The 13714-nt window shown below is 61.7% G+C and carries 15 protein-coding genes; 14 read left to right on the plus strand and 1 reads right to left on the minus strand.

Annotated features, from left to right (window positions below; translation table 11 throughout):
• Positions 1-76: 76 nt before the first annotated feature.
• The 9 genes from B7Y43_RS08150 (at position 77) to B7Y43_RS08190 (ending at position 6991) form a co-directional block, all read left to right on the plus strand.
• On the plus strand, positions 77-3319 hold the full coding sequence (locus B7Y43_RS08150; protein ID WP_374131140.1) for a YdbH domain-containing protein: 3243 nt from the start codon (positions 77-79) through the stop codon (positions 3317-3319).
• Between the two features lie 59 nt (positions 3320-3378).
• Complete coding sequence (locus B7Y43_RS08155; RefSeq protein WP_374131141.1) at positions 3379-3549, plus strand: YnbE family lipoprotein; 171 nt, start codon at positions 3379-3381, stop codon at positions 3547-3549.
• Positions 3549-3944: a YdbL family protein gene (locus tag B7Y43_RS08160; protein WP_374131142.1), complete on the plus strand. Its 396-nt coding sequence runs from the start codon at positions 3549-3551 to the stop codon at positions 3942-3944. Before B7Y43_RS08155 ends, B7Y43_RS08160 begins: the two co-directional genes overlap by 1 nt.
• A gap of 178 nt (positions 3945-4122) precedes the next feature.
• A complete protein-coding gene (locus B7Y43_RS08165) occupies positions 4123-4437 on the plus strand; it encodes an AtpZ/AtpI family protein (RefSeq protein ID WP_374131143.1) in 315 nt (104 codons plus the stop codon).
• A 10-nt stretch (positions 4438-4447) separates the two neighbouring features.
• Positions 4448-5197 (plus strand): F0F1 ATP synthase subunit A, encoded by a 750-nt coding sequence (locus B7Y43_RS08170; protein WP_374131144.1) that lies wholly within the window; start codon positions 4448-4450, stop codon positions 5195-5197.
• Between the two features lie 41 nt (positions 5198-5238).
• Positions 5239-5463: a F0F1 ATP synthase subunit C gene (locus B7Y43_RS08175; protein ID WP_066649790.1), complete on the plus strand. Its 225-nt coding sequence runs from the start codon at positions 5239-5241 to the stop codon at positions 5461-5463.
• 31 nt (positions 5464-5494) lie between these two features.
• Positions 5495-5980, plus strand: a complete 486-nt coding sequence (locus B7Y43_RS08180; RefSeq protein ID WP_374131145.1) for an ATPase — start codon at positions 5495-5497, stop codon at positions 5978-5980.
• 12 nt (positions 5981-5992) lie between these two features.
• A complete protein-coding gene (locus tag B7Y43_RS08185) occupies positions 5993-6541 on the plus strand; it encodes a hypothetical protein (protein WP_374131146.1) in 549 nt (182 codons plus the stop codon).
• Positions 6542-6655: 114 nt separating this feature from the next.
• Positions 6656-6991 carry a hypothetical protein gene (locus B7Y43_RS08190; protein WP_374131147.1) on the plus strand — a complete coding sequence of 112 codons (336 nt, stop codon included), beginning with the start codon at positions 6656-6658 and terminating at the stop codon, positions 6989-6991.
• Positions 6992-7045: 54 nt separating this feature from the next.
• Here the strand turns inward: B7Y43_RS08190 and B7Y43_RS08195 are convergent, their stop codons facing one another.
• The gene (locus tag B7Y43_RS08195) at positions 7046-7765 is read right to left on the minus strand and encodes an SDR family oxidoreductase (RefSeq protein ID WP_374131148.1); all 720 of its coding nucleotides are present in this window, start codon (positions 7763-7765) and stop codon (positions 7046-7048) included.
• Between the two features lie 67 nt (positions 7766-7832).
• Here B7Y43_RS08195 and uvrC point away from each other — a divergent pair, with 67 nt between their 5' ends.
• The 5 genes from uvrC to B7Y43_RS08220 all read left to right on the plus strand — a co-directional run bounded on the left by uvrC (position 7833) and on the right by B7Y43_RS08220 (position 13640).
• Positions 7833-9770, plus strand: a complete 1938-nt coding sequence (gene uvrC / locus B7Y43_RS08200; protein WP_374131149.1) for an excinuclease ABC subunit UvrC — start codon at positions 7833-7835, stop codon at positions 9768-9770.
• Positions 9771-9847: 77 nt separating this feature from the next.
• Positions 9848-10804, plus strand: coding sequence for a polysaccharide deacetylase (locus B7Y43_RS08205; protein WP_374131150.1), 957 nt, complete (start codon positions 9848-9850; stop codon positions 10802-10804).
• Positions 10801-11712 (plus strand): GNAT family N-acetyltransferase, encoded by a 912-nt coding sequence (locus B7Y43_RS08210; protein WP_374131151.1) that lies wholly within the window; start codon positions 10801-10803, stop codon positions 11710-11712. Before B7Y43_RS08205 ends, B7Y43_RS08210 begins: the two co-directional genes overlap by 4 nt.
• 36 nt (positions 11713-11748) lie before the next feature.
• The gene (gene recO, locus B7Y43_RS08215) at positions 11749-12480 is read left to right on the plus strand and encodes a DNA repair protein RecO (RefSeq protein WP_374131152.1); all 732 of its coding nucleotides are present in this window, start codon (positions 11749-11751) and stop codon (positions 12478-12480) included.
• 71 nt (positions 12481-12551) lie between these two features.
• On the plus strand, positions 12552-13640 hold the full coding sequence (locus B7Y43_RS08220; protein ID WP_374131294.1) for a glycosyltransferase family 2 protein: 1089 nt from the start codon (positions 12552-12554) through the stop codon (positions 13638-13640).
• Positions 13641-13714 lie beyond the last annotated feature (74 nt).

Raw genomic sequence — 13714 nt, forward strand, 5'->3', positions numbered from 1 at the left:
TTCGTCAGCCAAGCAATTGCGCTGATGGTTTCGGGGCTTATGCTTGGTTGCTGCCGGTTGGGGCGCGTGAGGAGTGATGATTGCCGTGACGGCTGACAGCGATAATGCGCCAGATGCCGCACCCACGCCGATACTGCGTCGGCGCCATTGGCTGAACAGCACGTCTCGCCGCGCGTTGAGTGTGGCGGTGGTCGTTCTCGGTGGCCTGCTGATCGTCTGGAGCCAGCGCAAGCCGATCGCCGATCGTTATGTTATCCAGGCCCTGGCTGATCGCGGCGTTACCGCGCGCTACACCATTGCTGATCTGGGTTTCGATCGCCAGCGGCTGACCAATGTGGTGATCGGCGATCCGAAGCGCCCCGATTTAGTGGCTGACTGGATCGAGGTAGATACCAGCATCGGACTAATCGGCCCGACTGTGACCGGCTTGCGCGCCGGATCGGTGCGGGTGCGTGGGGTGCTGACCGAAGGCAAACTGTCGCTCGGCGCGATTGACCGATTATTGCCGCCCTCCACGGGCGCGCCGTTCATGCTGCCCGCCATCAATCTCGATATCGCCGATGGTCGCATGCGGATTGAAGCGCCCGAAGGCGTGATCGGGATCAAGCTGATCGGGCAGGGTCGATTGGACAACGGCTTTGCCGGACAGATGGCGGTAATTGCCGATCATCTCGATATTGCCGACTGCGCGATTGATCGGCTCGCTGCCACTTGGGCGGTCCGGGCGACGGCGCGGCAACCTCATCTAGCGGGCCCGCTGCGCGCCCGGTTGCTGGTGTGCGGCAAGACTCGGGTATCGGGGGCAGAGGCGTTGCTTGATGCCACGCTCGAATCGCCGCTTGATCGCTGGCAGGGGAAGGCGCGCATCGCGGTTGATCGGCTGGGCCATCCGACAGCAGAGCTCAAGCAATTGGCCGGCACGATTGATTTCACGGGATCGGCGCGGCGCACGACGGGCGCGGTTGATCTGCGCACCGGAGCGTTTCGCACCGATCCTTTGGCAGGTGATTCGCTGGTGCTGGTCGGCCGATATGCGCTGGGGAGCGACGGTGCGGCGATGCAGGGCCAGGCTTCCGCCAAGGGCGCAGCGCTTACCCCGGCCTGGCGCAAGCGTCTGGCAGATCTCAGCGCGACGGGAGACGGCACGCCGATCGGGCCGCTGATGGTCAAATTTGGTCGCGCGGCGGTCGCGGCGTCGCAGGGACTCACCTTGTCGGCTGATCTTGATCTGGCCACGCAGACCGACGGCAGCGTGCGGGTCGCGGTTGCCCGCGTGCGTGCCGAATCGGTGAGCGGCGGGCAGTTCAGCCTGAATGACGGCGACGGCGTGCAGATCGATTCGCGGGGGCTGCGCGTGAACGGCCTGCTGTCGATGGTCGGCGGGGGATTGCCAGAGGCGGCAGTGCAGCTGAACCAGGCGGCAGCGGGTACGCCGATCACTGGCAGTGCGCTGGTGCGCCCTTATGTCGCTGGCAAGGCGCGGCTGGCGTTTCAGGCGCTTGATTTCAGCGCCGCGCCGGGCGGTGCCACACGGATTACCACTCGAGCCAGCTTGTCAGGGCCGATCGGTTCGGGACGGATCGATGGCGGCCGGATCGGCATCGCGGCCTATTGGGATGGCAAGGCCGGTTGGCGGATCAATCCGGGCTGCGCGCCGGTGGGGTTTGATCGTCTGGCGGTCAGCGGCCTGGTGCTGGCGGCCAGTCGCTTCACCTTATGTGCGAGCGGCGATTCGCTGTTGCGGGCCGAGGGCAATCGCTTGAGCGGTGGCGGCCATATCGCCGGGCTGCGTGTCGCTGGCCAATTGAGCGGCACGCCGATTACCCTGGCGGCGGCTGATGCACGCTTCGGCGTTGCCAATCGCGATTTCTCGATTGCGCAATTCGCCGCCCGATTGGGCGATTCGGATGACGGCTCAATGCTGGATATCTCGTCGGTCAGCGGGAGACTGGCTGGCGCAGGGGCAAGCGGCAGCTTTGGCGGCGGGGCAGGGCAGATCGCGCATGTGCCACTGCTGATGTCGGGCAGCGCGGGTGATTGGCGGTTCGATAGCGGCAAATTGGTGCTGGCAGGCACGCTCAATGTGGCAGATGCCGATGCCAATCCGCGATTCTTTCCGCTCGCCGCCAACGCCATGGCGTTCGCGCTGGAAGACAATCAGATCACGGCCAGCGCTATGCTGGTCAATCCAGAAACCGGTATTCGGGTCAGCGATGTCGCGCTGGCGCATGATCTCGATAGCGGTGTTGGCCATGCTGATCTCAGCGTTCCCGGCATCCGTTTTGGCGAGGCTTTTCAGCCCGCTCAGCTGACGCGTTTTACCTATGGCGTGATCGCCGATGTTCGGGGGCTTGTTTCAGGCGACGGTCATATCAACTGGACGCGCGATGGCGTGACCAGCACCGGGGTATTTCGAACGACCAATACTGATCTTGCCGCTGGCTTTGGCCCGGTTACCGGCCTGTCGGGGGAGATACGGTTTAGTGATTTGCTCAACCTGGAAACCGCGCCGGGCCAGTCCGCGACGATCGCCAATGTGAACCCCGGCGTGCCGGTGCTCGACGGGCTAGTGCGCTATCAGTTGCTGTCGGGATCGCGGGTGGCGGTCGCGGGCGGGCGCTGGCCCTTTGCCGGTGGATCTCTGGTGCTGGAACCCAGCATTTTGGATTTCAGCGAAAGCCATGGTCGGCGGCTGACTTTTCGCGTTGAAGGCGTCGATGCGGCGCAATTCCTGCAGCAGTTTGATTTCAAGAATCTCGACGCGACCGGCACTTTTGATGGCCTGCTGCCGATGATTTTCGATGAACAGGGCGGGCGGATTGAGGGTGGCCATCTGACGGTGCGCGAAACGGGGGGGACCATCGCCTATGTCGGTGAAGTCTCGCAGCGTGATGTGGGTTTCTGGGGCAATATGGCATTTCAGGCGCTGAAATCATTGCAGTATAAATCGCTGGCAATCGAGATGAATGGGCCGCTGGCCGGCGAGATGATCACCGAAGTAAGCTTTGCCGGCGTCAACCAAGGCGCTGGCAGCAAAAGCAACTTTCTGATTCGGCGGCTGCAGAAATTGCCGCTGATTTTCAATATTCGGATCCAGGCCCCGTTCCGGCAGCTGATCGATTCGGCCCAGTCCTATTACGATCCGCAGCGGCTGATCGAGCTCCATCTGCCTGACCTGATCCGCGAACAGAATGAAAGTCTTCAGCGCCAATCAGGCGCGCCGCCGCAACCCGGCCCGACTGCACCGCGAACTACAACGCCAACCCCAACAAAAGCTGACAACCCCGTTCAGCCCCCTGCAAGCGAGACCCTGCCATGACACAAATCGCATTGACGAACGGTGCCAGGAGACCGACCAAGGGTGATATGAGGACGATGATGACGATCGCGCTGTTGAGCGCCACTGGGTTTGCAGGCGGCTGTGTGAGTGTCACCGCGCCTGACAAGCCGATTGTCATCAATCTGAATATCAAGATCACCCAGGACATCGTCTATCGCATCGACGGCAAGTCAAAGGCGCTGATTGAGAGCAACGGAGGGATATTCTGATGATCAAGTTTTCGCCCAATACGCGGTCGCTGGCGATTGCCGCTGTCGCCCTTCTCGCCACTGGCCTGGTAACAACGGCGGCGCTGGCCCAGCGTGATCCTGCCTATCAGGCCGCGCGCTCAGCCGGGCAGGTCGGCGAAAAGACCGACGGTTATCTGGGCATTGTCGGTGAAGATACGCCGACCCTGCACGCGCTGGTCAACAACATCAACATTCAACGCAAGGCCGCTTATACGCGCAGCGCCGCTGATGGCGCGACCGTTGAGCAATTCGCCTTTGCCTCTGGCTGCAACTTGATTGCGATGACGGTGCCGGGTGAAAAATATCAATCCCCCAATGGCAGCTGGAAAACCCGCACCAATGCTCCGCCGGAGCGCGATTCGCGCTGTCTCTGAATTCGGTGCGCACGCTCAAACCCGGCTGACCCCGGCTGTTCTGCAGCCGGGGCCACGCCCGGTTGACTTGCCAGCCCCCCCTTTCTAAACGGGCCCCGCAACGGCGGCCTTGGCTTGCTGGTGCTTCGCGTCGCCCGCTTGTTGCGCGGCGGCGTTTTCTTATCAGGATGTGCTCGCGTTGGCAGACGATCGCCAGAACGGACCGGATGACTTAGCGGCCCGAATTGCGCGTGCGAAAGCAGAGCATGCCATTGCCGGCCCGTCGGCAGCGGCAGCATCCGAAAACAAGGGCTGGGCGATCGGCATTGAATTTGTCGGCCTGGTTCTGGTGTCAACGGCCATTGGCTGGGGCATCGACAACTACACCGGTCTGGGGTCAAAGCCCTGGGCCATGATCATCATGCTGGTGTTTGGCTTTGCCGCCGGCGTCTATCGCGCGATGGAAACATCGTCGCAGTTTGACGCCGATCCCACCAGCGGCAACAGGAAGTAAGGCGACCGATATGGCCGGCCCGATGGAACAGTTCGCGCTCAAGGTGCTCAAGCCGCTGAATGTGGCGGGTTTCGATGCGTCCTTCACCAATTCGTCGCTCTGGATGGCGATTGCGGTGGTCGGCATCGCCATCTTCCTGTTCGTCGGCACCGCCAAGCCGCAACTCGTGCCCGGGCGCATGCAGGCGGCGGTAGAATATCTCTATGATTTCGTGCGAAACATGCTCGACGAAAATGTCGGCCCCGAAGGGCGCCGCTTCGTTCCCCTGCTGTTTTCGCTCTTCATTTTCGTGCTGGTCTGCAACCTGCTGGGTCTGATCCCTTGGGTCGGCGCGTTTACGCCGACCAGCCATATTGCCGTCACCTTCGGCCTCGCGTTGCTCGTCTTCGTGATCGTCTGCATCGTTGGCTTCGCCAAGCACGGCCTGCATTTCTTCAGCCTGTTCTGGCCAAAGAAGACCTTTCTGCCGCTCGCGATCTTCGTGGCGGCGATTGAGTTTCTGAGCTTCCTCAGCCGTCCGTTTACCCTGGCGATCCGACTGTTCGCCAACATGACGGCGGGCCACGTCCTGCTGAAGGTGTTCGGCACCTTCGTCGTCGCGCTCGGCTCGTTTGGCGCGCTGCCTTATGTGTTCGGCGTGCTGCCGCTGGCGGTCAACGTCGCGCTGTCGGCGCTCGAGGTGCTGATCGCTGTGGTGCAGGCCTATGTTTTCGCGCTGCTCGCCTCGCTCTATCTGAACGATGCGATCAATCTTCACTAAGTTTACCCTTAAACTACTGATTTAACTTGAAAGGTTTTACAATGGACGTAGGTTCGGCAAAGGTTATCGGCGCAGGTCTCGCGGCGATTGGTGCGGGTCTGGCTGCGATCGGCGTGGGTTCGATCTTCGGCCAGTATCTGAACGGCGCGCTGCGCAATCCAGAAGCTGACGCCAAGATGGGCGGCCGCCTGATCTTCGGTTTCGCTGTGACCGAAGCGCTCGGCCTGATCGCGGCCGTTGTCGCGCTCGCGCTCGCCTTCTCGTAAGACTCGCCACTCTCCGTAAAGGGCGGGATCAATGCCTCAGTTTGAATTTGCCACCGTTTTCTGGCCGCAGCTGATCTGGCTCGCGATCTTTTTCGCGATCCTGTATTTTGGTGTCGTCCAGCTCACTTTGCCCAAGCTGGGCAAGGTGATTACGGCGCGTGAAGACCAGATGACGGGTGATCTCGCCTCCGCAGAAAAGGCACAGGCCGAAGCAACCCAGCTTGGCCTGGATTATGATGCGGGCGTCGCCGCGGCACAGGACGCGGCGCGGGCCCAGCTTGTTGCCGCGCGCTTGTCTGCAACGACGGCCGTCGAAGGAAAGCTCGCGGCGGCCAATGCGGCGCTCGATGAAAAGGCAGCAACGGCACAGGCCGCACTCGATGCGGCCCGCAACAAGGCGCTGGCTGAGATTGAGACCGTCGCGGCAGAGGCGGCGACCGCCATTGTCGAGAAATTGACGGGTAACCGCCCAGCCGATGCCGATGCGGTCTCGGCCGCTCGGGCGGCACTGGCTTAAGGAGCGGATGCGATGAACACTCTCCTTCTCGCCGCTGCGGAAGCCGCCGGTCACGAAGAACACGGCCCAACATTGCTCGGCCTGAGCGCCGAGGGCTGGGTTTATGTCGGCTTGACGATCTTCCTGCTGCTCGCGATTTTTTATGCCAAGGCACCCCAGAAGATTGCCGAAGCACTCGATGCGCGCATCGCCAACACCAAGCGTCAGCTTGACGAGGCAACCGCGATCCGGGCCGAGGCGGAAGCGTTGCTCGCCGACGCAAAGAAGCGCAGCGCCGCCAGTGCTGGCGACGCTGCCGCGATCATCGCGCAGGCAGAGGCCGAAGCAAAATTGATGCTCGCCAAGGCAGAATCCGACGCGACCGATCTGATGGCCCGCCGTTCAAAAATGGCGGAAGACAAGATTGCCGCCGCTGAACGCGGGGCAATTGCCGATCTGCGCGCCAAGGCCGCCGATGCGGCGACCCATGCGGCGCAACACATCATTGCCAGTCGGCATGATGCTGGGGCGGATAAGCCGCTGGTCGATCGCACGATTGCCGGACTGGCGCGGATTAACTGATTGATACGGATAGGATAGCCTGGCGACCTTCTTTGGCCGCCTAGCTATCGCCGCAATTTTGCGCTTTGATTGTTCGGGGCGAATCACGCCCTCCTCATCGAGAAAGATCTTTTCATGAAGCTGATTGCTGCCGTCGCCCTGCTGACGCTCACTGCGACTCCGGTTCTTGCCCAGACGATGCCCGCAACGCCAGCAGCGCCCGCGCCAGCGACGCCAGGCGCAGCCGCAACTGCCCCGGCGAAGTTGTCCATTGATTCGCCGATTGAGCAGCTTGTTGCCAGCCCTGCCGCCAAGGCGGTTGTTGAAGGCGCGATTCCTGGGCTCTCGCAGCATCCGAGCTTTGACCAGTTCAAAGCGATGACCCTGGCGCAGGTTCAGCCCTATTCGGGTGGCGCGATCACCGATGAGATGATCAAGAAGATCACCGACGGTCTCGCCGCGATCAAGTAAGCCATTGCTTTAGCAACGCGCCGTTTGCCGACAATTCGGCTGACGGCGCGTTGTTCAGTATCGCAGCATCAGTCTGCGCGCGATCACCGGCGCGATATTGTGCACCACGCTTAATAATTTGGTCATGCCGATATTGGCTTCGGCGCGATTGGCCTCAATCGCCACCAATATTTGCCGGGCGCATTCGTTGACGGGCATTTTCTTGCGCGTTTGGCTTGCCGTTAGCTGCGTGTCGACCACCGGCGGCAGCACCTCCATGACATGGACCCTGGTGTCGGCAAGCTGCGCGCGCAGCGCCATTGTGAAGCCGCGCAGGCCCGCCTTAGTCGCGCAATAGACGGGCGATCCCTTGTTGGGCGCGATGGCCAACCCCGACGTAACGTTGACGATCATCGCTTCGGGGCGCGCGCGTAGCCCGGTAATCAACCGCGTGATTAGATGGATAGGCGCGGTCAGGTTCAGTGCGATGCACTGATCGACGGTGTTGAGATCAACGGACTCAGCAATGTCATAGGTCGCCCCAGCGCCAGCATTGTTGACCAGGATGTCGATCGGCCATTGCCGAACGACATCGACGATCTTGTCGCAGCCGGCTTCAGTCGCGAGGTCAGCGGCGATCGCTTCCATTCCCTCGGCATGGGCAGCGGCGAGGCGGCCGGGATCGCGGCCGCAGACGATAACGCGGCACCCCTTGGCGCGCAGCGCGCGTGCCAGCGCAAGGCCGATGCCATCGGTGCCACCGGTCACCAAGGCCGTCTTGCCGTTAACATCCATGCGGTTCTGCCCTTTGTCGATCAATATAGCCGTTGTTGCGCCTTGCCCGGCGTCCTAACTGAAGCCAATGACAGGCCCCAACCAACCCGATCGCTTCAACGAAGACAAGGCCACCTACACGGTTCGTGGGTCGGATGCGCCTGATCTTGATGCCGGGGTTGCGGCAATCCGTAATGTTCTGGCGACCTTGCCCGCGCGACCGGGGGTTTACCGGATGAATGATGCGCGCGGTGACACGCTCTATGTCGGCAAGGCACGCGCGCTGAAGAACCGCGTGACCAACTATACCCAGGTCGATCGGCTCCCGCGCCGCCTGCAGCGGATGGTCGCCCAAACGCGATCGATGACGATCGTGACGACCAATAATGAGGCAGAGGCGCTGCTGCTCGAGGCGCAGCTGATCAAGCGGTACCGGCCGGCCTATAATGTGCTGCTGCGGGACGACAAAAGCTTCCCCTTCATCCTGCTGCGTGCCGATCATGATTTTCCGCGTATCCAGAAGCATCGTGGCGCGCGGCGGGCCAAGGGCAATTATTATGGGCCGTTTGCCAGTGCGGGATCGGTCAACACCACGCTCAATGCGCTGCAAAAGCTGTTCTTGCTTCGCAGTTGCAGCGATAGTTTCTTCCGGAACCGCGATCGGCCGTGTCTGCTTTACCAGATTAAGCGTTGCTCCGCGCCGTGCGTAGGGCGGATCGGTGCCGATGATTATGCTGAGCTGGTCGATGACGCCAAGGCGTTCCTGGCGGGTAAATCGACCGAGGTGCAGACCAAGCTTGGCAAGCAGATGGAGGCGGCTGCCGAGGCGATGGACTTTGAACTGGCGGCAATCCTGCGCGATCGGTTGCGTGCACTGACCTTCATTCAGGGGTCGCAGGCGATCAATGCCGATGGGGTCGGCGACGCCGATATCTTCGCGATGGCCAATCGTGACGGGGTGATGGGTATCCAGGCGTTTTTCATTCGCGGCGGCCAGAATTGGGGGCATCGCAGCTTCTTCCCGGCGCATACCAATGATGTCCCCGAAGACGAAGTGCTGATGAGTTTTCTCAGCCAGTTTTATGAAGAAGTGCCGCCGCCGCGAACGATCTTCATTGATCGCGATCTTGCCGATGGGGCGTTACTGGGCGAGGCACTGGGCACCGCAGCTGGCCATAAGGTGGCGCTGTCGACGCCGCAACGCGGGGTTCGACGGCGATTGCTCGATCAGGCCAAGCGCAATGCCGAGGAGGCGCTGGATCGGCGGCTGGCTGAAAGCACGACCCAAGCGAAATTGTTGCGCGAAGTGGCCGAGCTGTTCGATCTTGGCGAGCCGCCCGATCGGATAGAAATCTATGACAACAGCCATATTCAGGGCACCAATGCGCTGGGTGCAATGGTCGTCGCTGGGCCAGAGGGCTTCCGCAAGGGCCAGTATCGCAAGTTCAACATCAAGCGGCCCGAAACCATCGCTGGCGATGATTTCGGCATGATGCGCGAGGTATTCCAACGCCGCTTTGCCAAATATTCGGACGCGAATGGTCAGGATGAAGTGGCCGAGCGCGATGGCGATGACTGGCCTGATCTGGTCTTGATCGATGGCGGGCGCGGGCAGCTTAATGTCGTCAGGCGGGCGCTGGAGGAAATGGGGATTGAGGATATCTGCCTGGTTGGCATCGCCAAGGGGCCGCATCATGGTCGTGATGGGCGCGAAGTGTTCCACCTGATGGACGGGCGCGAATTCCAGTTGCCGGTCAACGCCCCGGTGCTGTTCTATCTTCAGCGATTACGCGACGAAGTGCATCGTTTCGCGATCGGGGCGCACCGCGCGAAACGCGCCAAGGCAATCGGCGCGAGCCCGTTGGATGAGGTGCCGGGCATTGGGCCGGCACGCAAAAAGGCGCTGCTGATGCATTTCGGCACGGCCCGCGCTGTCCGCAATGCAAGCCTTGAGGATCTGCAGAAAGCACCCGGCGTTTCTACGGCAATGGCACAGAGCCTTTATGATTTTTTCCACGCGCGTTGAATGTACTAACTGCCAGCAATAAAATGTAATTTCTCTTATTTGCAGTTTCTTCACCGTGGGCGCCTAAACCGTGTGCCATGCCAACGCCGGTCTTTTTGACGGTCGATGTCGAGATTATGTGGCGGCACCATGCTGCCGGGCTCGATCCTGCGACCTTGTTCGAACGCTCGTTCGAACCAGCGGGTGTGGGCCTTTCCTATCAACTTGAAATGCTGCGCCGACACGATCTGAAGGGGTCGTTCTTTGTCGATCCGATCCCGGCATTAATCTATGGGCTCGATCCGTTTCGCCGCGTGATCGATGCGATCCAGTCAGCCGGGCAGCACGTTGATCTGCACCTCCATCCCAATTGGACGAATATTGCGAGCGGCGATCATCAGGGGTCGCTCAGCCGATTTCATCTCAGCGATTATAATTTCAACGAACAATTGTCGTTGATCGAGAAAGCTCGTGATTTGCTGGTGGCGGCAGGCGCCTTGCCGCCAGTTGCGTTTCGGGGCGGCAACTATGCCGGCAATGATGATACATTGGCGGCGCTCGCCACGCTTGGCTTTGACTATGACACCAGCCATAATGGGTCAGTCCATCCGCATCCGAGCGGGATCGGTCTGCCGGCGCGCCAGATTGCTCCAATTGCGCGGGGGGGGGTGATCGAAGTGCCGGTAACGTTGATTGAAGAACGCCAGGGAGCCTTGCGACATTTCCAGATTTGCGCGCTATCAGTCGACGAGATGCGGGCGGCGCTGGATCATGCGGTTGACCAGGATCATGCCGTAGTGACGATCGTCAGCCATGGATTTGAACTTGCCAATCGCGCCGGAACGCGTCCGAATGCGGTGCATGTTCGCCGTTTCGACATGCTGTGCGCGCTGCTCGACGAACGCCGCGATGTCCTGCCGACGCAGCATTTTGCCGATCGCCCCGAGCTCCGCCTGGGGCAGGATGACACGCCGTTGCGCCCCAATATGACGCGGCTTCGCTGGCGGCAGGCCGAACAGCTCTGGTCGAACATGGTTTCGGAGCGGGCGTTATGACGGCGACCCCGCTGCCCCTGCGTTTCCAGCTTGGCGCGCGCACGCTGATGGCTGTGCAGCGCCAGCTGGTGCGGGTACCGCTATCGCTCGAAGAGGCGATGGAGGGGCGCTTGCCGGTCCTGCCGCCACTCGATCGAACCGCCCATGGCTATGCGATTACGTCGCTCCCTGCCGATCGACGTGATGCGATGGCTTTCGCTGGCGGTGGGATGATCGCCTTTGTCCGTCAGCATTATACCCGCCACTTCATTGACCTGACGACGGGGTTCGAAGCCTATGAGGCGTCGTTATCCGCCAACACCCGGTCGGCGATGCGGCGCAAGGCGCGCAAGGTAACGACGGTATCGGGCGGCATGCTCGACGTGCGCCGCTTCCGCACTCCGGACGAGCTGACCGAGTTTCATGATACCGCGCGGCGCATCTCGCTGCGCACCTATCAGGAGCGGCTGCTCGGCAGCGGTCTGCCCGACGACGAAGCTTTTCTGCGCCAGATGTATAGCGCGGCGGCGGCCGGCTCGGTGCGCGCCTGGTTGCTCTATGTCGCCGGTGAGCCAGCGGCCTATCTCTATCTGACGGTCCGTGCGGGGACCGTGCGCTATGATCATGTCGGCCATGATCCGGCGTTCAACGATCTGTCGCCTGGCGGCGTTCTGCAGATGGAGGCGCTCCGCGATCTGTTTGCCGAGGGCAATTTGACGCGCTTCGATTTCACTGAGGGCGATGGCCAGCACAAGCGCCAGTTCGCGACCGGTGGCGTTGCCTGCATCGATATGCTGTTGCTGCGCGCTTCACTCGTCAATCGGCTGACGACCGTCGCGCTGGGCACCTTTGATCGAAGCATGGCGCTGGGCAAGCGGGCGACCAATCGGCTGGGGTTGCAAAAGGTCGCGCGGCGGCTGCGGCGCTGATTTCGTCGTCGGTCGCGCAACCGCTATAGCGCGGGCGTGCATATTCGAGCCGAAGCCCTGATTCTGTCGATCCGCGCGCATGGCGAACATGGCGCCGTCGTGCGCGCGCTCACCCGCGCGCACGGGGTACAGCCTGGATATGTGCGCGGCGGCAGGTCGCGTCGCGTGCGACCAATCCTGCAACCCGCCAATCTGGTGCTGGGGGAATGGCGCGCCCGCACCGAAGAGCAATTGAGCAGCCTGACGGTGGAGCTGATCCACAGCCGCGCGCCGTTATTTGCAGAGCCGCTGCCCGCCGCGCTGCTTGATTGGGCGACGGTGCTGACGACCGCGGCTTTGCCAGAGGCGCAACCCTTTGCCATGTTGCATGACGCGCTGACCGGGCTGTTTGAGGCGGTTGAAGCAGCACCCGCCGCGCGCGGTTGGGCGTCCGCCCTGGTGCGCTATGAGTTATTGTTGCTCGCCGAGCTGGGTTTTGGCCTTGATCTGGAGAGCTGCGTGGTGACGGGATCGGCCGATGATCTTGCCTTTGTCAGCCCGCGCAGCGGTGGCGCGGTGAGCCGTGCGGCAGCGGGCGATCATGCAGCGCGATTATTGCCCTTACCTGCCTTTTTGCGGATCGGCGGGCCGACCGATTGGCCCGATATTCTGGCCGGTCTCGCCATTACCGGCCATTTTCTGGAGCGCAACGTGCTGGTTGACAGGCGTCGTGAAGCGCTGACATCGCGGACGCGCCTGATCGATCGCCTCAAGAGAGCGGTTGCGTAAGGGGTTAGCCCTCGCCTAGGCGAATCGAGCCAATAGCGGCTCGGGGACCGGCGTTGACGACAAAGACGGACATGCTTGAACTGGCGGTCGTCATCCCGACCTTTAACGAGGCGGCAAATGTGCCGCTACTGGTGGCGCGGCTTGACGCTGCGCTGGCGGGGCACGGCTGGGAGGCGATCTTCGTCGATGACGACAGCCCCGATGGCACTGCCAATGCCGCTCGCGCCATTGCCCGCAGCGACAGCCGGGTCCGCGTGATCCAGCGGATTGGGCGGCGTGGACTGTCGTCGGCCTGTATCGAGGGGATGTGCGCAACCGCCGCGCCGTTGGTCGCCGTGATCGATGGCGATCTCCAGCATGACGAGACGTTGTTGCCGCAAATGCTCGACGCGTTGCAGCGCGATGCCGCGCTCGATGTCGTGATCGGGTCGCGTTTTACCGGGGATGGCGGAACGGGCGAGTGGGATAGCGACCGGGTCGCCAAATCGGCCTTTGCCACCCGGTTGTCGCGCTTCGTGCTCAAGGCTGATCTCAGCGATCCGATGAGTGGCTTCTTCATGATCCGCACTGATCTGGTGCGCGCGCTCGCGCCAAATCTGGCAGCGATCGGCTTCAAGATATTGCTGGATATCATGACCGGCAGCCGCAAACCGCTGACCTTTCTGGAGCTGCCTTATACATTTCGCACCCGCGCGATTGGCGAGAGCAAGCTTGATCATGTCGTCGCGATGGAATTTCTGATCGCGCTATATGATCGGATGTTGGGCCGTTACGTGCCCGTGCGCTTTGCGCTGTTTTCGGTGATCGGTGCGATCGGCGTTGCCGCGCATATGGCGGTTTTGGCGATCATGCTGGCGATAGGCGCCGAGTTTTTGGGCGGGCAGATTGTTGCTGCCTTTGCCGCGATGACGATGAACTTCTTCCTCAATAACGCGCTCACTTATCGCGACCGGCGATTGCGGGGTTTCAGGCCGCTGCTTGATGGCTGGGTATCATTTTGCGTGGTGTGCTCGGTCGGGCTGGTCGCCAATATCGGCGTGGCCGGTTTTCTGCATGATGTGCAAAGCGGCACCTGGGCGGCATCGGCGTTGGTCGGCGTGCTGGTTGGCGCGGTGTGGAACTATGCGCTGTCATCGCGCTTCACTTGGGGGCGGTATTAGAGTCTGATGACTTTGGATTGGATCAACCCAAACCCCGTTCGCCCTGAGCGAAGTCGAAGGGCATGCGAAGCGCG

Source organism: Sphingomonas sp. 28-62-20 (assembly GCF_002281505.1).